Consider the following 19591-nt stretch of genomic DNA (forward strand, 5'->3'; position numbering starts at 1 on the left):
AGGAGCGACGGTGGAGATCCACCAGATACCGGCACTCGCAGACCTCGTCCGGACAGGACAGCCACAACCCGCGTGGGCACAACTCATGACAGAGAAACGGCGAAAGACACTCATCGTCTGCATTCCCTGCCACGACACCATCCACGCGCCGATCCCAACCACGAAATCCACGCAGTAATCACCAGAGAGCCGGATGCGAGGAAACCCGCACGTCCGGTTCGGGCCGGGGGCCGCCGGAAAAGGACCCGCCACATCGGCGGGCACCTCGCCGGCGGCCTACCGGGGCACCCGGCGCGCGCCTCACGGCGTCGTCTCCGGGTGGACCTCGACGTCGTAGAGGAGCCGGACCGGCTCGCCGTTCGTGACGCCGACGAAGACGGGCTCGGCGGCGGGAGTGCGACCGCGCCGCCAGACCTCCTCGCGCGCGGCGTCGCGGGACTCGTGGTGGGTCTTCCCGGCCCGGTGCAGCTCGCGCACGCGGCGCGCGGTGTACCGGTCGCTGTCCAGCTGGATCCGCATCAGGGGCATGGTCGCGCGGTCCTTCCCGTGACTTACCAACGTTAAGCCAGCTGTGCACCGTAATAGGGTGGGGTGGTGACGGCGACCGAGTTCGACGGCCCCGACGACCGGCGCGGCGGCACCGTCTGGCTGCGCGCCGACCCCGGGCGGCCGCGCCGCCCGGCACCCCTCACCCGGGAGCGCATCGTCGACGCCGCGGTGGCCCTGCTCGACGAGCACGGGGCCGACGGGCTGACGATGCGCAGGCTGGCCAAGCACCTGGCGGTCACCTCGACCGCGCTGTACTGGCACGTGCGGACCAAGGACGACCTCCTCGACCTGGCCTTCGACCACGTCTTCGCGGAGGTGGAGCTCCCGGGCCCCGGCGACGACTGGCGGGACGACGTCCGGGCACTGGCCCGGGGGTGGCGGGCGGCCATGCTGCGGCACCCGTGGGCGCCGGGGTTGGTCGGGCGACCGATGCTGGGGCCGAACGTGCTCGCGCGCACCGAGTTCCTGCAGGCTGCGCTCGTCCGCGGGGGGCTGTCGGGGGCTCGGCTCAGCGTCCTCACCCGCGTGGTGGCCAACTACGTGATCGGTGCTGCGCTGACGGAGGCGACGTGGCGTCGGGCCGGGGATGCGGGGGTGCGGGCGGAGGCGCGGCGGCACATCGCGGTCAATCGTGCTGCTTATCCGACGCTCGATGGGTCGGGGCATCTCGATGACTCGCGGTGGAGTGACGACGAGTTGTTCGACTCGGGGTTGGACGTGATCCTGGGTGTTGGGTCGGGTGGGTGAGTTCTCGCCGCCGCGCCGCTCCCGTTCCTCGGTGCCGGCGCGCCTGCGGTACGGGCCGGTTCGGGCCAACGACATCCGGTTCACGCGGTCCTCCGGCAGCACGGTAGTGATGACCGACACGAAGGCCCAGGTCATCGCCGGGCCCGGCTGTTCCCAGGTGAACTCGAACACCGTCAGCTGCTCGGGGGTGGTGAACCTCAACGTCAACGGCGGCGACGGCGACGACTTCATCAACAACGACACGGAGTTCGGCGGCGGCCCCTCCCTGCCGGGCACCCTCAACGGCGGACGCGGCAACGACATCCTGTTCGGCGGTCTGGGAAGCGACGAACTCCTCGGCGGTCCCGGGACCGACCTCGCCGACGCGGCGGCCGGCACCGATCGGTGCATCGCGGAGACCGAGAAGTTCTGCGAGCTGGACTGACCCCACCCGGCCGGGGGCACGCGGTGGTGGCGAGGTAGCCGGCCGCGGCTCCCGGTCTTGCCCCCGGTTCATGGACACCTACATCCCGGGTGCCCGACCCGCGCCCACAGCCGCACCGGTCACCGACGCCGATCCGCCGTTCTGAGAACGGATCCACGGCTCGCGGCCTGGCCGTGCAGGCCGTCAGACGTTGGACGGGGGGTAGTGGTCGGCGGCGTGGACGACGCCGTCGACGAAGGTCAGTACCCAGGTGCTGGCCTTCTTGGCGGGGACGTCGTCGGGGTCGATGCCTGCCGACTTGGCCAGGGTGCCGACCAGGTCGGGGATGACGCCGCCCTGGCTGGCGATCATGGTGACGCCGCCGAGGGCGGCGAGGGCCAGCAGGCGCTCGCGGGCCGCGGCCGGGTCGTCCCAGTAGTGGTCCTCGCCGAACAGCGGCTCGTCGTCGATGGGGGCGCCGCCGAGGCGCTCGGCCACGGGGACGAGGGTCTGGCGGCAGCGCAGGGGCACGGCCGTGAACAGGCGGTCGGGGCCGAGGAGGGGCAGGAACGGGGCCAGGGCCTCGGCCTGGCGGCGGCCGGCGCCGGACAGGGGGCGCAGGGCGTCGTCGCCGTCCCAGCGGCTGCGGCTGCCCGCCTTGGCGTGGCGGACCAGCACGACGGTGGCGGTCGGGGGGCCGATGTCGACGAAGCGGCGCAGGACCTCCAGGTCGTGCCGGTAGGACAGCTGGTCGGCGGCGCGGTCGATGTCGACCCACTCCAGGCGGTCGGTCTCGGAGTTCGGGTCGAAGTCGCCGCCCAGCGACTCGGCCGCCCAGTACCGGACCAGCTTGTCGCCCTCGGGGACCGGGTAGCGGACGTCGCCGAGCAGGGCGCCGAGCCGGCACCGGTGGCCGGTCTCCTCGGCGACCTCGCGCACGGCGGTGGCCGGCAGGTCCTCGCCGTCGTCGATCTTGCCCTTGGGGTAGGCCCAGTCGTCGTAGCGGGGGCGGTGGACCAGCGCGACGCGCAGGCCGTCGTTCGCCCGGCGCCACAGCACCGCGCCCGCGGCGAGCACGTCGGCGGGGGTGGTGTCGTCGCGGGGGCCGAACGGGCTCACAACGTGCTCCAGGAGGTCGTGCGGGTCACTCGGTCTCCAGGACGGCCGAGACGGCGTGCGCGAGCATCATCTCGGCCTGGTGGTCGCGCACCGTGACGTCCTGCCCAGCGTCGGCGGGCGGCGACGGCTCCCACGAGCCGTCGGGGTGCAGCGTCCAGCAGCGGGTGGCCGGGTCGAGGGAGGAGTCGAAAACCTGGGCGAGCTTGGCCGCGAGCCGCGGTTCGGCCACCCGCAGCAGCACCTCGACGCGGCGGTCGAGGTTGCGGTGCATCATGTCGGCGCTGCCGATCCAGTACTCGTCGGCGGCACCGAAGTGGAACACCCTGGAGTGCTCCAGGAACCGCCCGAGGATCGAGCGGACGTGGATGTTCTCGCTGAGCCCCTCGCGGCCAGGCCGGATGGCGCAGATCCCGCGGACCACCACGTCGACCGGCACCCCGGCCTGCGACGCCCGGTACAGCGCGTCCACGACCTGCTCGTCGACCAGCGAGTTGACCTTGATCCGGACCCGGGCGGCGGGGTTGCCCGCGCGGTGGGCCTCGACCTCGTCCTCGATGCGCCGCACGATGCCGCGGCGCACCCCGTAGGGCGCGACCAGCAGGCTGCGGTACGACGTCTGGCGGGAGTAGCCGGTGAGCGAGTTGAACAGGTCGGTCAGGTCGGCGCCGATGGTGGGGTCGGCGGTGAGCACGCCCATGTCCTCGTAGAGGCGGGCGGTCTTGGGGTTGTAGTTGCCGGTGCCGATGTGGCAGTAGCGCCGGATCGTGTTGCCCTCCTGGCGCACGACCAGCGACGTCTTGCAGTGCGTCTTGAGCCCGACCAGGCCGTAGACGACGTGCACCCCCGCCTTCTCCAGCTCGCGCGCCCAGCGGATGTTGGCCTGCTCGTCGAACCGGGCCTTGATCTCCACCAGGGCGACGACCTGCTTGCCCGCGGCGGCCGCGTCGATCAGCGCGTCGACTATCGGTGAGTCGCCGGAGGTGCGGTAGAGCGTCTGCTTGATGGCCAGCACGTTCGGGTCGGACGCGGCCTGCTCGATGAACCGCTGCACGCTGGTGGAGAACGAGTCGTACGGGTGGTGGACGAGCACGTCGCCCTCCCGCAGCGTCGCGAACACGCTGCGCGGGGTCTCCCGCTCGGCGAACGCCGGGTGGGTGGCCGGGACGAACGGGTCGTCCTTGAGGTCGGGGCGCTCCACCCCGTGCACGGCCCACAGCGCGGTCAGGTCGAGCAGGCCGGGGACGGTGATCACGTCGGCCGGGTCGACGTCGAGCTCGCGCAGCAGCAGCTCCAGCACGTGCTCGCTCATCGTGTCGGTGACCTCGAGGCGCACCGGCGGGCCGAACCGGCGGCGGGCCAGCTCGCGCTCCAGCGACTGCAGGAGGTCCTCGTCGCGGTCCTCCTCGACCTCCACGTCGGCGTTGCGGGTGACCCGGAAGACGTGCACCTCGGCCATCACCATGCCGGCGAACAGCTCGGACAGGTGCGCCGAGATCAGGTCCTCCAGCGGGAGGAAGGTGACCCGGCCCTCGCGGGGCGAGGTGTCCGGGCTGGGCACCTCGATCAGCCGCGGCACGTTGTCGGGCACCTTGACGCGGGCGAAGCGCTCGGTGCCGCCCTCCGGGTCGCGCACCGTGACGGCCAGGTTCAGCGAGAGCCCGGAGATGTAGGGGAACGGGTGCGCCGGGTCGACCGCGAGCGGGGTCAGCACCGGGAACACCTTGGCCCGGAAGTACTCCGACAGGCCCGCGCGCTGCTCGTCGTCGAGGTCGGCCCAGCGCAGGATGTGGATGCCCTGGGCGTCGAGCTGCGGGCGGACCTCGTCGAGGAAGACGCGCGCGTGCGCATCGGCCAGGGCCTGCGAGCGGACCGCGATGCGGGACAGCTGCTCGCGCGGGGAGAGCCCGTCGGCGCTGCGCACGGCCAGCCCGGTGTCGTTGCGCCGCTTCAGCCCGGCCACCCGCACCATGTAGAACTCGTCGAGGTTGGACGCGAAGATCGCCAGGAACTTGGCCCGCTCCAGCAGCGGCTGGCTGGTGTCCTCGGCCAGGGCGAGCACCCGGGCGTTGAAGTCGAGCCAGGACAGCTCGCGGTTGAGGTAGCGGTCGTCGGGCAGCTCGGAGGGCGGGCTGGGGGTGCGCGCCGGGGGGTTGACCGGGACCGCGGCCGCGGCCGGGACCTCGGAGGTGCGGGCGGCGGTCGCGGGGGCGGCCGGGCCGGGGTTGGTGCCGGTGCCGTCGTCGACGGGCGTCGCGGCGCGGGGGGCGACGACCGGTGTGCTCGCCACGTGCACCCGGCGCGCCGACGGCCGGGGCGCCCGGCGCGCGGGTCGGCCGCGTCGGGTGGGGATCGGGCGGTCGTCCGGCTCGCCGGACCCCGCCGCCGACTTCCTGCTCAGCCCCTCACCTGGATCACCCACGGTGGTGATTCTCGCTCACCGGTGACCCCCGGTCGCCCATCTGTCGACGGTCATCCGGGTGAACATTCACGGGGTGCTCGACCGGTCGAGGACCCCGGTGGTGTGCGCGCCGAGCCCGAGGTCGGCGGCGCCGCGCAGGTCGTCGGAGGTGTCGACGTCGCGGCGGAGGCCGGGCCACCCGCCGGTGAGCGCGACGGCCCCGGACTCGCGGTGGGCCGCGGCGGAGCCGGCGCCGAACCGCGGGTCGAGCGGGGTGCCCGGGGCGGCCAGCAGCAGCGTCGTGCCGGTGGTGTCGGCGTCGGCGACGAACGCGCGACCGGCGACGCCCTCGGCGAAGAGGGTGGCCGCGGCGCCCAGCGCCCCGCACAGCTCCTCGGGGCGCAGGGCGGGCAGGTCGGCCTGCAGGGCGCCGACCACGGCCTCCGGATCGCGGCCGCGCAGCAGCGCGGCGCCGCGGCGGTAGGCGGCGTTGAGCCCGCTGACCGGGCCGTCCGGCACGACCTCGACGCCGACGGCGCCCAGCTCGGCGGCGACGACCGGGTCGGAGCTGACCACCAGCAGGTGCCGCACGGCGGGGCAGCCGCGCACCGCGGCCACCGTGTCGTGGGCCAGCGCCAGGGCCAGCCGGGCGTGGGCGGCGGGCTCACCGAGCCCGCCGTCCGCCGCGCCGCGCAGCCGCGTCTTGGCCGCGTGCAGCGGCTTGACCGGCACCACCAGGTCGACCGCCGCGATCATCGGGCTCACCCCTCCATGGTGCCCGTCGTGACGGCCAGAGGTGAGACCCCGGTGGTGGACCCGACAGAGCGGGACCGGAAGACTCTGCGGGAGTGCCACCGATGTGGGAGGAACGTGTGCGAAAGCGTGAGAAGGGCGGATTCTGGATCGCGTTCTGCGCGGCCTTCTTCTACCCGATCGGCTGGCTGGTGGGGCGATCGCGCTTCCAGGGGCTGACGCACATCCCGGCCACCGGCGGTGCGCTGCTGGTGGCCAACCACGTCTCGCACCTCGACCCGGTGTTCAGCGGGCTCGTCGTGCACCGGGCCAAACGGGTGCCGCGGTTCCTGGCCAAGCACAGCCTGTGGAAGGCCCCGGTGCTGGGCTGGGCGCTGGCCGGCAGCGGGCAGATCCCCGTCTACCGGGAGACCACCGACGCCCAGCAGAGCCTGCGCGACGGCATCAAGGCCCTGCAGGACGGCAAGGTCGTGGTGATCTACCCGGAGGGCACGATCACCCGCGACCCCGACGGCTGGCCGATGCGCTCGCGCACGGGTGTCGCCCGGATGGCGCTGGCCACCGACGTCCCGGTCGTGCCCGCCGTGCACTGGGGCACCCGCGAGGTGCTCGACGGCTACCGCAAGCGGTTCCGGCCGCTGCCCCGCAAGCCGATCACCGTGCGGTGCGGGGAGCCGGTCGACCTGACGGCCTACCGCGGCCGCCCGGTCGACGCCGTCGTGCTGCGCGAGGTGACCGACCTGGTGATGAGCAGCGTCCGCGCCCTGCTGGCCGAGGTGCGCGGCGAGCCGGCGCCCACCGAGTTCTACCGCCGGGAGGCGTCCACGTGAGCGGGCTCGCGAGCAGGGGAGAGCGATGAGCGGCGGCGAGGTCCGCCGGGTGGCCGTGCTCGGGGCCGGGTCGTGGGGCACGGCGTTCGCCAAGGTGATCGCCGACGCGGGCCGCGACGTGCGGCTGTGGGCCCGCCGCCCCGAGGTCGCGGCCTCGATCAACGAGCGGCGCACCAACCCCGACTACGCGCCCGGCGTCGAGCTGCCCGGGCTGCTCACCGCGACCACCGACGCGGCGTCCGCGCTGGCCGGCGCGGACGCGGTCGTGCTGGCGGTGCCGTCGCAGACGCTGCGCCGGAACCTGGTCGGGTGGCGGGAGCTGCTGCCGCCGAGCAGCACGCTGGTCAGCCTGGCCAAGGGCGTCGAGCTGGGCACGCTGCAGCGGATGAGCCAGGTGATCACCGAGGTCGCCGGGGTGACGCCGGACCGCGTCGCGGTCGTCTCCGGGCCCAACCTGGCCCGCGAGATCGTCGCCGAGGAACCCACCGCCACCGTGATCGCCTGCACCGACCACGACCGCGCGGTCGCCCTGCAGCACGCCTGCACCACCGGCTACTTCCGCTCCTACACCAACACCGACGTCGTGGGCTGCGAGATCGGCGGGGCCGGCAAGAACGTCATCGCGCTGGCCTGCGGGATGGCCGCCGGGATGGGCTACGGCCACAACACCACCGCCTCGCTGATCACCCGCGGGCTGGCCGAGACCGCCCGGCTGGGCGTGGCGCTCGGCGCCGACCCGATGACCTTCGCCGGCCTGGCCGGCCTGGGCGACCTGGTGGCGACGTGCTCGTCGCCGCTGTCGCGCAACCGCACCTTCGGCGAGCGCCTCGGCCGCGGGCAGAGCCTGGCCGAGGCCGAGGAGGCCAACCACGGGCAGGTCGCAGAGGGCGTGAAGTCGTGCACGTCGATCTGCGCGCTCGGCGAGCGGCACGGCGTCGAACTGCCGATCGCCGACGCCGTGCGCCGCGTCTGCCACGAGGGCCTCTCGCCCGCCGAGATGGGCAAGGAGCTCATCACCCGCGCCCCGCGCCACGAGTGACCGGCCCGCCGTCGAGGACGGCGTTATCGTGGTCGTCCGTGGCTGTTGATCACGACGACACCGTTCCCGACGGCGACGGGACCCGGTGCGTGCACGGGGGGCGGCGCGAGGCGACGACCGGCGCCCCGCTGCACCCCGGGCCGGTGCTGTCCGCGCCGTTCCACCTCGGCCTGCCCGGCGAGCCGACGCCGACCGACTTCTACGGCCGCGCCGACAACCCGACCTGGCGCGCCCTCGAGGAGGCCATCGGCGAGCTCGACGGCGGCGAGTGCGTGCTGTTCGCCTCCGGCATGGCCGCCATCGCCGCGGTGCTGCGCATCGGCGCCACCCGCGGCGGGCTCGTCCTGCCCTCCGACGGCTACTACCAGGCCCGCGCGCTGGCGCACAGCGAGCTGGGCCCGCTCGGCGTCGCCATCGGCGAGGCGCCCACGGTCGGGGAGCGGCCGTCGCTGGAGGGGGCCGGGCTGGTGCTGGCCGAGACACCGTCCAACCCGGGGCTGGACGTCTGCGACATCGCCGCCGTCGCGGGCGCCGCGCACGCGGCAGGCGCCCTGCTCGCCGTCGACAACACGACGGCCACGCCGCTGGGCCAGTCGCCGCTGGCCCTGGGCGCCGACTTCACCGTCGCCTCCGACACCAAGGCGCTCTCCGGGCACGGCGACGTGCTGCTCGGGCACGTCAGCACCCGCGACGCCGAGCTGGCCGCGGCGCTGCGCACGGCCCGCACCCGCGGCGGCGCCGCCCCCGGCCCGTTCGAGACCTGGCTGGCCCACCGCGGCCTGGGCACCCTCGACCTGCGCCTGGCCCGCCAGGCCGCCAACGCCGCCGCGCTCGTCGACGTGCTGCTCGCGCACCCGGCCGCGACGGACGTCCGCTGGCCGGGCCACCCCGCCGACCCCGCCCACGCGCTCGCCTCCCGGCAGATGCGCCGGTGGAACGGGGTGCTGCGGTTCACGCTGCCCTCCGCGGAGGCGGTGGGGCGGTTCCTGGCCGCGTCGAGGCTGACGGGGTCGGCGACGAGCTTCGGCGGGCTGCAGTCGACGGCCGACCGGCGCGAGCGGTGGGGGGACGCGGTGGCGCCGGGGTTGCTGCGGTACTCGGCGGGGTGCGAGGACACCGCCGACCTGGTGGCTGATGTGCGGGGGGCGCTGGACGCGGTGCTCGCCGGGTGACGGTGCGGCGGGTGACCCGGCTGCGTCGGGTGAAGGGCAGACGGCCGGGGGCTCGGGGGAGGCCCCGGCTCCTGGTCAGGGGGCTACTCGCCGGTATGGAATTCGCCGCGCTCGTGCGGCTGGTGTCCCCCGACTTGTGATCGCCGCTCGTCTGGCGGTGCGTGGCGTGCACGGCGCCGATGTCCGATCGGCGGCGCCGGCCTGGCGTGGATGGCGGGTGTCCACCGGCGCGAGTGGGACACCAGCGGGCTCGCGGGCCGGTGGAAGCCCGCTGGTGTGCCACTCGACGGCGTTGATCATGCCGAGCGGCCCGGATCGCCCCTCTGGCTGGGCGAGAGTGACTCTCGTCCGACGAGGCCGGGCCACAGGCACAGGAGAGCCGCCACTCGAGAGGAGCGGCGGCTCTCCGAGCGCGCCCGGACCACGCTGTCCGAGCGCGTGCCGGTGTCAGCCCGTGCGCCCCGGGGCCTCCGGGCCCAGCCACATGCGCGCCTGGTGGCGGGTGCCGTAGTCGGGGTGCGACCACGTGTCGTGCAGGTACTCCTTGTAGATGGACAGACCGTCGTAGACGTAGAGCGGGACCGGGTTGGAGACGTTCTCGATGATGTAGCGCTGGGTGTCGAGCAGCATCTGCTCGCGCTTGGCCTCGTCCAGCTCACCGCGCTGGGCGTTGATCATCTGGTCCAGCTGCGGGTCGTTGATGTTGTACCAGTTGCGGGCGCCGGTGGAGAGCCACTCGCCGGTCAGGTAGTCGTCGGCGGCGAGGAAGGGGGTCTGCAGGCCGTAGCCGATGTCGTAGTTCTTCTGGGCCCAGCTCTCGGTGAAGTAGGTGGCGTAGTCCTGGACGTCCAGCTCGAGCTTGATGCCGACCTTGGCCAGGTCCTCCTGGACCCACTGGGCCTCGCGCACGACGTTGGCGCCGTAGCCGTCGGTGACGATCATCTTGGCGGTGAAGCCGTCGGGCAGGCCGGCCTGGGCGAGCAGCTGCTTGGCCTGCTCGGGGTCGTAGGGCTGCAGCCGGGCGGACTCCTCGGCGGGCAGGCCGCCGAACAGGGTGGGGCTGACCGGGCCGGTCTCGTTGCCGCCCGCGCGGATCGCGGCGACCATCGCCTTGCGGTCGATCGCGAGCGCGACGGCGCGGCGCACCTCGAGCTTGTCGAACGGGGCCTTGGCCTGGTTCATGAACACCCGGGTCTCGGTGAGCCCGGCCTCGCGGAACAGGATGGCGGTGGGGTCCTCGGCGAGGACCTTCTCGGCCTGGGTCTTGTCCAGCGACAGGGTGGACAGGAAGTCGGTCTGCCCGGTGCGGAACGCGGCCAGCGAGGCGGCCTGGTCGGGCACGATCGAGATCTGGATCTTGTCGATGTAGGGCTGGCCCTCGACGAAGTAGTCGGGGTTCTTGACCAGGACGCGCTCGCGGTCGCGGGCCCAGGTCTCCATGACGTAGGCGCCGGTGCCGATGGCCTGGGTGTTCAGGTCGAACTGCCCCGAGGTGCCCTCGCAGGGCAGGATCCACATGAAGTGCCCGGCCATGTTGGTGTCGAACTCGGCGTAGGGCGTCTTCAGCGTGAACACCACGGTGTACGGGTCGGGCGCGGTCCAGCTGTCCACGGTGGCGAGCTGGCCGACCTGCTGGCCGGGCAGCGCGCGGATGCGGTCCATCGTGCAGATGACGTCGGCGGAGGTGAACTCGCGGCCGTTGACCGGGGCCGTGTTGTGCCACTTGACGCCTTGGCGGAGCGTGAACGTCCAGGTCAGCCCGTCGGGGGAGACCTCCCACGACTCGGCCAGGTCGCCCTCCAGCTCGGAGGCCCCGTAGGGGATGTCCGGGCCGGTCTTGTAGTCGACCAGCTTGCTGTAGGTCGAGCCGATGGCGATGTGGGTGTTGTAGGAGGACTGGGTGTGCGGGTCGAGCGACTTGGCGTCCGAGGGGAGCGTGTAGCGGAACGTGCCGCCGGGCTGCGGCGGGCCGGCGTCCTGCTGGAGGGGGCGTTCCTGCTCGAGCGCACCACCGCCCCCGCCGGTGCTGGCGGGACTGAAGCACGCGGTGCCCAGCAGGGCGACCATGAGGATGACCAGAGCGACTCTGATCCGGCTGAGGCGGCGCATGAGGACTCCCGACGTTGGGATCGAACGTGCGTCAGTGGGGACTGGGCGGGGTGAGGGCTAGCGGGTGGACTGCTTGGGGTCGAAGAAGTCGCGCAGGGCGTCGCCGAGCAGGTTGAACGCGAGGACGCCGAGGGTGAGCGCGCCGCCGGGGAAGACCACCATCCACGGGGCGATCTCCATGTAGCGCGAGCCGTCGCTGAGCATCGCCCCCCACGACGGCGTGGGCGGGGGCGTGCCGATGCCGAGGAAGGACAGGGCCGACTCGGCGATGATGATGATCGCGAACGTCAGGCTGGCCACGACCAGGATCGGGGCCAGCAGGTTGGGCAGGCCGTGCCGGCGCAGGATGCGCCACGTGCTGCAGCCGCTGGCCCGGGCCGACTCGACGTAGAGCTCCTCGCGGATGCGCAGCATCTCGCCGCGCGAGACCCGGTTGAACGTCGGGATGACCAGCAGCGACAGCGCGATGACGGTGTTGCGGATGCTCGGGCCCAGCAGGGCGGCGATGAACAGCAGCAGCACGATGCCGGGGATGGCCATCAGCGTGTCCATGATCCGCTGCAGCAGGGTGTCGACCCAGCCGCCCGCGTAGTAGCCGGACACCACGCCGATGACCATGCCGATCACGCCGCCCGCCACCAGCGTGCACACCGCCACGAGCAGGGACGTGCGGGCCCCGTAGAGCACCCGGCTGAAGATGTCGCGGCCGAGGTCGTCGGTGCCCATCAGGTACGGCGAGCCGGGCACCGCGAGGAACGCGTCGCGGTGCTGCGCGGTGGGGTCGAACGGGGCGATGAACGGGGCCAGCGCGGCCGCGGCCACGAACAGCACGATGACCACCGCGGCGATGGCGCCCAGCGGTTGGGTGCGCAGCAGCCGGCCGAAGCCGCGGCGGCCGGCGCGGGCGCGCACGGCCGGCGGGGCCACGACGGTGGCGGGTCCGGCGTCGATTTCGCTCATCGCTCTCCCCCGCCGGCGCTCGGTCGGCGCTGCGCGGGCGCTGTGTCGATGGTTCGCTTCGCAAGCTCGCTCACGGTCGCTCCTCCTCGCTCACGCGTACCGGATCCGCGGGTCGATCACTCCGTAGAGCAGGTCGACCACGAGGTTGACGGTGACGAACACGGCGCCGAACACGACGACGGCGCCGAGCACGACGGGGTAGTCGCGCATCTGCACCGCCTGGAAGATCATCGAGCCCATCCCGGGGATGGCGAAGATCGACTCGAGGATGACCGTGCCGCCGAGGATGCCCCCGACCTGCACGCCGATCAGGCTGAACACCGGCACGAGCGAGTTGCGCACGGCGTGGGTGAGCAGCACGGTGCGCTCCGGGGCGCCCTTGGCCCGGACGGTGCGCACGAAGTTGGAGCGCATGACCTCCAGCAGCGACGAGCGCAGCATGCGCGCGATCGCCGCCATGCCGGACACGCCCAGCGCCAGCGCGGGCAGCGCCATCTGGGTCAGGTTGCTGACCAGGTCCTCCGTCGGGCTGCGGTAGACCAGCGGCGGCGACCAGGCGAACCAGATCGCCAGGTAGGTGACCAGCAGCAGGCCCAGCCAGAAGTTCGGGATGGACAGCCCGGCCACCGAGACCACCCGCAGCGACTGGTCGAGCCAGCTGTTCTGCTTGTAGGCGGCCAGCAGGCCGAGCGGGACGCCGAGAGCGATGCTGATGATCAGCGCCATCAGGCCGAGCTGCAGGGTGATCGGCAGCCGCTCGGCGATGATCGAGGTGACCGGCTGCTGGCTCTGGAACGAGATGCCGAAGTCGCCGGTGAAGGCGTCGCCGAGGAACTTGAGCAGCTGGGCGACCAGCGGCTGGTCCAGCCCGAGCGCGGCGGCCCGTGCGTCGAGCTGCTCCTGGGTGACGCCGGGCGCGTCGGCCAGCTGGAGGCGGACCACGTCGCCGGGGATGAGCCGCAGGGTGAGGAACACGAACACGGTGACCAGGGCGATCACCAGCAGGCCGTAGAGGACCCGGCGGACGACGTACTCGATCACCGGCCGACCGCCTTCCCGTTGACCGCGGTGATGTCCAGCAGGTGGCAGGACGCGGTGCGGCCGCCCTCGCCCGCCGGCAGCGGGGCCGGCACCTCGGTGGAGCAGCGGTCGAACGCCTGCGGGCAGCGGGGGTGGAACGGGCAGCCCGGCGGCGGGTTGCTGGGGCTGGGCATCTCGCCGCGCACGACGACCCGGCGGGTGCCCCCGCCGGTGCGCGGGTCGGCGGCGATGGCCCCGGCCAGGGTGCGCGTGTAGGGGTGCTTGGGGTCGGTCATCACCGCGTCGGCCGGGCCCTGCTCGACGACCCGGCCCAGGTACATCACGCAGATCCGGTCGGAGATGTAGCGCACGACGTTGAGGTCGTGGGCGATGAACAGGTAGCTCAGCCCGAGCTCGACCTGCAGCTTGCGCAGCAGGTTGAGCACCTGGGCCTGGACCGAGACGTCCAGCGCCGAGACGGCCTCGTCGCAGACCAGCAGCCGGGGGTTGGTGGCCAGCGCGCGGGCGATGCCGATGCGCTGGGCCTGGCCGCCGGAGAACTGGTGCGGGTACTTGTCGAGGTCGCGGCTGGACAGGCCGACCAGGTCGAGCAGCTCGGCGGCGCGGTCGCGGGCCTGCTGCCCCGAGGAGATGCCCTGCGCCTCCAGCGGCTCGGTGATCACCGAGCAGATCGTCATCCGCGGGTCGAACGAGCTGACCGGGTCCTGGAAGACGATCTGCATGTTGCGCCGCAGCGGGGTCAGCTCGCGCTGGCTCAGCGCGGCGATCTCCTGGCCGTCGAACTTGACCGAGCCGCTGGTCGGGTCGAGCAGCCGCAGCACCAGCCGGGCGACCGTGGACTTGCCCGAGCCGGACTCGCCGACCAGGCCCACGGTCTCGCCCGCGCCGATGGTGAAGCTGACGCCGTCGACGGCGCGGACGTGGCCGACGGTGCGGCGCAGCAGGCCCCTGGTGATCGGGAAGTGCTTGACGAGGTCGGTGACCTCCATCAGCGGCGGCCCGGGGGCCGGGGCGGTGTCTTCGCGATGGGCCGCGGGGGAGGCCATCAGATCCCCTTCTGCGTCGTCAGCGGGGCGCGGGCGGGCGGCCCGGCCGGCGCGAGCTCGGCGGTCAGCGGGGGTGCGGGCGGGGCGACGACGGCGCTGCCCCCGCCGTCGCGGTGCAGCAGGCAGCGGCTGGTGCGCCCGCCGGGCAGCTCGTAGAGCGGGGGGACCTCGCGGGTGCAGTCGTCCCAGGCCATCGCGCAGCGGGGGTTGAACCGGCAGCCGGTCGGCATGTCGCGCAGGGCGGGGACGGCGCCGGGGATGGCCGGGAGCTGGAGCTCCTTGGCCGAGTCGGGGTGCGGGATCGCGGCCAGCAGCGCGGCCGTGTACGGGTGCTGCGGGTCGCGCAGGACCTGGGCGGTGGGGCCCTGCTCGACGACCTGCCCGCCGTAGAAGACGACGACCCGGTCGGCGATCTCGGCGACCACGCCCATGTCGTGGGTGACCAGCAGCATCGCGGTGCGGTACTCGCGCTGCAGCTCGTGGAGCAGCTCCAGGATCTGCGCCTCGATGGTGACGTCGAGCGCGGTGGTGGGCTCGTCGGCGATCAGCAGCCGCGGCGAGCAGGCCAGCGCGATGGCGATCATCACCCGCTGCCGCTGGCCGCCGGAGAGCTGGTGGGGGTAGGAGGCGAGCCTGCGCCGCGGGTCGGGCATGCCCACCTGCTCCAGCAGCTCGACGGCGCGCTCGCGGGCGGCCTTCTTGGAGACCGGCCGGTGCAGCCGCAGCGCCTCGACGATCTGGTGCCCGATGGAGTAGAGCGGGTCCAGCGACGTCATCGGGTCCTGGAAGATCATCGCGATGTCGTTGCCGCGGACCCGGCGCATGGCCCGGTTGTCCAGGGAGGCGAGGTCCTCGCCGTCGAAGCGGACCTGGCCCCCGCTGATCCGGCCCCCGTCGAGCAGCTTCAGCACGGCCAGCGCCGTCACGCTCTTGCCGGAGCCGGACTCCCCGACGACGGCGACCGTCTCCTCGGGACCGACGGTGAAACTGACGCCCGCAACGGCCTCGACCGGTCCGTCGGCGGTGCTGAACTCGACGTGGAGGTCGTCGACCTCCAGCAGGGGTTGCGGGTGCACGCAGCCTCCTCGTTGGGGCGGTGCGCTCGCGGGGTGCGAGCGGTCCGAAGCCGGTTTAGAATCTGGCTCTAGAACGTATCTCGATCGTGATGCACGCCACCGCGTGCTGTCAAGACTCCCCGCAGGGGCGTCCGGATGGCCGCTGAACTGCGGCTGAACCGTTATCCCGCGGGCTGGGAGGCGTGGCGCGCACGGCCCGCGGATAGCGCAGCGCGTGCGGTCGGAGCTCCCCGACCAGGCGTCCGCGGCCCAGCGCGTCCACGAACGCGGCCGGGCCGTCGAAGTCGGGCATCTCCACCCAGGCGGCCCCGACACCGGCCGGGTCGTGGGCGTCGGAGCCCGCGGTGACGGGAAGTCCGTGCCGCGCGGCCAGTTCGGCCGCCGCCGCGTTGTGCGCGGCGTCGCCCACCTTGGCGTTGAACGCCTCGACGAACGCCACCGCGCCGCTCGCGCACAGCTCGTCGGCCACCGCGCCGGCGCCCGAGCGCACCGGGTCGTAGGGGTGCGGCAGCCCGACCAGCCCGCCCTGCGCGCGGACCCGTTCGATGACGACCTCCGTCGGCAGCACGTACGGGATCCGCTCGCGCAGGAACAGCCCGAGCAGCTCGCCGTCCGGGGTCCGGATCTCCTCGCCCACCTCGACGCGCACCCCGAGGTCGCGGCTGCGCAGCTCCAGGGCCGCGGATACCTCGTGGTGGTCGGTCACGAACACCACGTCGACGCCCTCGGCGACGGCCCGTTCGGCCAGCTCCTCGAGGCCGAGCACGGCGTCCCCGGACGCGACGGTGTGCAGGTGGCAGTCGACCCGGACCCACCCGGGCGGCAGCCGGCTCATGACCGGGCGCCGGCCGCTCCGAGCTCGTCGAGCAGGTCCTGGGAGTAGGTGACCCGCCCGGTGAGCGGCTCGGCGCCGGCCGGGGTGGGGCGGCACAGCGCGTACGCCGCGTCGGCCATCACGTCGTCCGGCTCGGCGTTCGGGTCGTCCTCGGTGGTCAGGTGGTGGAACAGCGTGCCCGGGGTGGGCACGACCTTCACCGGGGACAGCGCGTTGACGCGGATGCCGTCGGGGTGCAGCTCGGCGGCCAGGCCCGTGCTGAAGCGCTCCAGCGCGGCCTTGCACATGCCGTAGACGGTGCCGCCGCGCCCGGCCCTGGTGGGCGGTGGGTGGATGGCGGCGCGGGAAGAGATGTTGAGGATCACCCCGCCGCCGCGCTCGCGCATCCCCGGCACGACCCGCCGCGACAGGTCGAAGGGCGCGGTGACCTGGACCTCGAACATCAGCGCGTACTGCTTCTCGCTGAACTCGGTGACCGGGGTGAACCAGGTGACCGCGGCGTTGTTGACCAGCACGTCGATCGGGCCGAGGCGCCCGGCGACCTGCTCGACGAGCGACTCCCGCTCGGCCGGTTTCGACAGGTCGGCGCGCACGGCGATCGCCCGCCCGCCCGCCGCCTCGATCTGCGCGACCGTCCCGGCGATCGTGCCGGCGAAGCGGGACTCGCCCTCGGCGACCGTGCGCGCCGACACCGCGACCGCGGCCCCGGCCGCGGCCAGCCTGCGGGCGATCGCCGCCCCGATGCCCCGGCTCGCGCCGGTCACCAGCGCGACCTTCCCGTCCAGGTCTCCCACCAGTTCTCCTCCGCACTCGTCGCTCAGTCGTCGGGACCGGTCGACACCGGCCCCGCGTTGCCGACCGGGGCCGCGGTGCGCCTGCCGACCAGCGAGGTCAGCACGCACAGCGCGGTCATCACCGCCATCACCCCGAACGCCCAGCGGAAGCCCGTGACCAGCTCGCCCAGCGCGTCCGGGGACAGCTGGGCGATCGAGCCCTCCAGCACCTGCCCGCGCAGCTGCACCGGCAGCGGCATGCTGATCAGGGTCAGCGACACCGCGGTGCTGATCACCACCCCGGAGCTCTGCGCCATCAGCCGCACGCCGTTGGTGATGCCGAGCCGCTCCGGGGGCACGTCCTGCAGCATGGCCGTGCTGTTGGCCGGGATGAACCCGCCCGAGCCCAGCCCGATCACCAGCACCGCGACGAGGACCAGCCAGTAGGGCGTGTCCACGTCGATCACCACCAGCAGGAAGACCATCCCGACCAGCGACACCGACGACGAGATCGCCGCGACCGTGCGGGCGCGCACCCAGCGCATGAGCAGGCCCGCGCCGGGCGAGGACACGATCGAGGCCACCGCCAGCGGCAGGATCTTGATGCCGGCCTCGCTGGGCGTGTCGCCCTGCGCGGCCTGGAAGTACAGCCCCATCAGCAGCACCACCGCGAACCGCGACATCGTGCCCAGGAAGCCCGACAGCACGCCGATCCCGACGACCGGTTCGCGGAACAGCCCCACGTCGACCACCGGTGCCGCGACGCGCCGCTCCACCACCAGGAACACCGGCACGGCGATGACGAACGCCACCAGCCCGGCCACCACCCACGGGTCCAGCCAGCCCGTCGTGCCCGACAGCGACAGCGCCACCAGCAGCCCGCCCAGCCCGATCAGCACCAGCGCGTTGCCGACCGGATCGAGCTTGACCGGCTCGGTGGAGCGCGGCACCTTGCGCATCACCCGCAGGCCCCACAGCAGGCACACCACCCCGATCGGGACGTTGAGCAGCAGCGTCCAGCGCCACCCGAACTCGGTGGCCACCACCCCGCCCACGGTCGGGCCGAGCATCTGGGCCAGCGAGAACGAGGCCATGTAGATGCCCAGGCCCTGCCCGAGCAGCCGGCGCGGGAAGGCCGTGGTCAACAGCGCCGCGCTGTTGGTGATGATCATCGCCGCGCCGATCGCCTGGAGCACCCGGCAGCCGATCAGCAGCCAGACGCCCGGGGCCATCCCGGCGGCCAGGCTCGCGGCGGTGAACAGCCCGACGCCGGTCAGGTACATCGAGCGGCGCCCGAACACGTCCGCCAGCCGCCCGAAGAAGATCATCAGCGTGACGTGCACGAGCTGGAAGCTCATCAGCACCCAGCTCGCCTCGAACGGGGTGGCGTCGAGGCCGGAGACGATCGCCGGCAGCGCGATGTTGAGCGAGCTGTTGTTGATCCCGCTCATCAACGACGCCAGGCACACCACCGACAGCAGCCGGTACGCGTACCGGATGCGAGTGCGCTCGGTGTCCCCCTCCGCGCCCTGCTCCGCCCGCGTCGCCTCGACCCCGACCACCGATCGCCCGACCCCCGTCCCTTCAGCGACTGCTGCCCGCCCGGTGCTCAGACGCCGACGGCGTCGGCCAGCTTCGCCCGGTGGAACGTCGGGTCGCCCAGCCAGAGCTTGGACGCCTCGGCCCGCTTGAGGTGCAGGTGCGCGTCGTGCTCCCAGGTGAACCCGATGCCGCCGTGGATCTGGATGTTCTCCGTGGCGGCGAAGAAGTACGCGTCCGAGCAGTAGGCCTTGGCCAGGCTGGCCACCGCGGGCACCTCGTCGGAGCCGCCGGCCACTGCCCACGCCGCGTAGTAGGCCGCGGCCCGCGCCGACTCCACCCGCAGCATCACGTTCGCGGCCTTGTGCTTGATGGCCTGGAACGAGCCGATGAACCGGCCGAACTGCCGGCGCTGCTTGGCGTACTCGACGGCCATGTCCAGCGCCCGCTGCGCCCCGCCGACCTGCTCCAGGGCGATCAGCACGGCCACCTTCTCCAGCGTGCGGGCCATGGACGCGCCGGCCCCGCCGTCGGTGCCGACCAGCCGGCCCGCGGCGCCGTCGAGCTCGACGGTGGCCATCGGGCGGGTCTGGTCGAGGGTGTTCACGGCGGTCCGGGTGACCCCGGCCGCGGTCGGGTCCACCGCGAACAGCGACAGCCCGGCGTCGCTGCGCGCCACGACGAGCAGCAGGTCGGCCAGCGCGCCGTCGGGCACGTAGGCCTTGGTGCCGTGCAGTGCGAATTCCCGAGCGAACCCCTGGCCGTCCGCGCGGGCGGTGGTCGAGGTGGCCGCCAGGTCCCAGCGGCCGTCGGGCTCGGTGGCGGCGACCGTGGCGATCGTCGAACCGTCGGCGATGCCGGGCAGCAGGTCCTTGCCCGCCTCCTCGTCGCCCGCGTCGAGGATCGCGCAGGTGGCGAACAGCGTCGACAGGAACGGCCCGGGGAAGATCGCCCGGCCGAACTCCTCCTGCACCACGGCCAGCTCGACGAACGTCGCGCCGCTGCCGCCGTGCTCCTCGGGGATGACCAGGCCCTGCAGGCCCAGCTGCTCGGCCATCCGCTTCCAGCGCGCCGGGTCGTGGGCGTCGCGGGTGTCCATCAGCGCCCGGACGGTCTCGCTGGTCATCTCGTTGTCGCAGAAGCGGCGCACCGACCGGCGCAGCTCCTCCTGCTCGGCGTCGAACACGAGTTGCATGGCGTGC

19 protein-coding genes are annotated in these 19591 nt (G+C 73.3%); 6 read left to right on the top strand and 13 right to left on the bottom strand.

Going from position 1 to position 19591, the window contains the following annotated elements:
* Window positions 1–10 precede the first annotated feature (10 nt).
* Complete coding sequence (locus KDL28_RS42195) at window positions 11–178, top strand: HNH endonuclease (protein ID WP_372496859.1); 168 nt, start codon at window positions 11–13, stop codon at window positions 176–178.
* 122 nt (window positions 179–300) lie between these two features.
* On the opposite strand, the gene KDL28_RS24605 is transcribed toward KDL28_RS42195, so the two are convergent.
* Complete coding sequence (locus KDL28_RS24605) at window positions 301–519, bottom strand: hypothetical protein (protein ID WP_252441895.1); 219 nt, start codon at window positions 517–519, stop codon at window positions 301–303.
* A gap of 75 nt (window positions 520–594) precedes the next feature.
* Between KDL28_RS24605 and KDL28_RS24610 the strand changes: the two genes are divergently transcribed.
* Together KDL28_RS24610 and KDL28_RS24615 are read left to right on the top strand one after the other, a co-directional pair.
* Window positions 595–1296, top strand: a complete 702-nt coding sequence (locus KDL28_RS24610; RefSeq protein ID WP_252441902.1) for a TetR/AcrR family transcriptional regulator C-terminal domain-containing protein — start codon at window positions 595–597, stop codon at window positions 1294–1296.
* Window positions 1297–1405: 109 nt separating this feature from the next.
* On the top strand, window positions 1406–1720 hold the full coding sequence (locus KDL28_RS24615) for a calcium-binding protein (RefSeq protein WP_252441903.1): 315 nt from the start codon (window positions 1406–1408) through the stop codon (window positions 1718–1720).
* Between the two features lie 183 nt (window positions 1721–1903).
* Here KDL28_RS24615 and KDL28_RS24620 read toward each other — a convergent pair whose 3' ends face one another.
* The 3 genes from KDL28_RS24620 to cofC form a co-directional block, all read right to left on the bottom strand.
* Window positions 1904–2818 carry an NUDIX hydrolase gene (locus KDL28_RS24620; protein WP_252441904.1) on the bottom strand — a complete coding sequence of 305 codons (915 nt, stop codon included), beginning with the start codon at window positions 2816–2818 and terminating at the stop codon, window positions 1904–1906.
* A gap of 25 nt (window positions 2819–2843) precedes the next feature.
* A complete protein-coding gene (locus KDL28_RS24625; protein ID WP_443698377.1) occupies window positions 2844–5111 on the bottom strand; it encodes an RNA degradosome polyphosphate kinase in 2268 nt (755 codons plus the stop codon).
* A gap of 192 nt (window positions 5112–5303) precedes the next feature.
* Complete coding sequence (cofC, locus tag KDL28_RS24630) at window positions 5304–5972, bottom strand: 2-phospho-L-lactate guanylyltransferase (protein WP_252441985.1); 669 nt, start codon at window positions 5970–5972, stop codon at window positions 5304–5306.
* A gap of 116 nt (window positions 5973–6088) precedes the next feature.
* Here cofC and KDL28_RS24635 point away from each other — a divergent pair, with 116 nt between their 5' ends.
* The 3 genes from KDL28_RS24635 to KDL28_RS24645 are packed head-to-tail and all read left to right on the top strand — an operon-like array spanning window position 6089 to window position 9010.
* A complete protein-coding gene (locus KDL28_RS24635; protein WP_252441907.1) occupies window positions 6089–6799 on the top strand; it encodes a lysophospholipid acyltransferase family protein in 711 nt (236 codons plus the stop codon).
* 25 nt (window positions 6800–6824) lie between these two features.
* The gene (locus tag KDL28_RS24640) at window positions 6825–7838 is read left to right on the top strand and encodes an NAD(P)H-dependent glycerol-3-phosphate dehydrogenase (RefSeq protein ID WP_252441908.1); all 1014 of its coding nucleotides are present in this window, start codon (window positions 6825–6827) and stop codon (window positions 7836–7838) included.
* A gap of 38 nt (window positions 7839–7876) precedes the next feature.
* Entirely contained in the window at window positions 7877–9010 is a 1134-nt protein-coding gene (locus KDL28_RS24645) for a cystathionine gamma-lyase (RefSeq protein ID WP_252441909.1), read from the top strand.
* 447 nt (window positions 9011–9457) lie between these two features.
* Here KDL28_RS24645 and KDL28_RS24650 read toward each other — a convergent pair whose 3' ends face one another.
* The 9 genes from KDL28_RS24650 to KDL28_RS24690 all read right to left on the bottom strand — a co-directional run bounded on the left by KDL28_RS24650 (window position 9458) and on the right by KDL28_RS24690 (window position 19584).
* The gene (locus KDL28_RS24650) at window positions 9458–11119 is read right to left on the bottom strand and encodes an ABC transporter substrate-binding protein (RefSeq protein ID WP_252441910.1); all 1662 of its coding nucleotides are present in this window, start codon (window positions 11117–11119) and stop codon (window positions 9458–9460) included.
* Window positions 11120–11176: 57 nt separating this feature from the next.
* Entirely contained in the window at window positions 11177–12079 is a 903-nt protein-coding gene (locus tag KDL28_RS24655; protein ID WP_252441912.1) for an ABC transporter permease, read from the bottom strand.
* Window positions 12080–12169: 90 nt separating this feature from the next.
* Entirely contained in the window at window positions 12170–13120 is a 951-nt protein-coding gene (locus KDL28_RS24660; protein ID WP_252441914.1) for an ABC transporter permease, read from the bottom strand.
* Window positions 13117–14166 carry an ABC transporter ATP-binding protein gene (locus KDL28_RS24665; RefSeq protein WP_252441917.1) on the bottom strand — a complete coding sequence of 350 codons (1050 nt, stop codon included), beginning with the start codon at window positions 14164–14166 and terminating at the stop codon, window positions 13117–13119. Before KDL28_RS24665 ends, KDL28_RS24660 begins: the two co-directional genes overlap by 4 nt.
* Entirely contained in the window at window positions 14166–15242 is a 1077-nt protein-coding gene (locus tag KDL28_RS24670) for an ABC transporter ATP-binding protein (protein ID WP_252441919.1), read from the bottom strand. The genes KDL28_RS24665 and KDL28_RS24670 overlap by 1 nt, the downstream gene beginning before the upstream one ends.
* A gap of 109 nt (window positions 15243–15351) precedes the next feature.
* On the bottom strand, window positions 15352–16077 hold the full coding sequence (locus KDL28_RS24675; protein ID WP_252441921.1) for a PHP-associated domain-containing protein: 726 nt from the start codon (window positions 16075–16077) through the stop codon (window positions 15352–15354).
* Entirely contained in the window at window positions 16074–16871 is a 798-nt protein-coding gene (locus KDL28_RS24680; protein ID WP_252441923.1) for an SDR family NAD(P)-dependent oxidoreductase, read from the bottom strand. The genes KDL28_RS24675 and KDL28_RS24680 overlap by 4 nt, the downstream gene beginning before the upstream one ends.
* A 23-nt stretch (window positions 16872–16894) precedes the next feature.
* Complete coding sequence (locus KDL28_RS24685) at window positions 16895–18412, bottom strand: MFS transporter (protein ID WP_252441925.1); 1518 nt, start codon at window positions 18410–18412, stop codon at window positions 16895–16897.
* A gap of 47 nt (window positions 18413–18459) precedes the next feature.
* Window positions 18460–19584 (bottom strand): acyl-CoA dehydrogenase family protein, encoded by a 1125-nt coding sequence (locus tag KDL28_RS24690; protein WP_252441927.1) that lies wholly within the window; start codon window positions 19582–19584, stop codon window positions 18460–18462.
* Between the last annotated feature and the right edge of the window lie 7 nt (window positions 19585–19591).

This window comes from Pseudonocardia humida, from assembly GCF_023898865.1.
GTDB classification, from domain to species: Bacteria; Actinomycetota; Actinomycetes; order Mycobacteriales; family Pseudonocardiaceae; genus Pseudonocardia; species Pseudonocardia humida.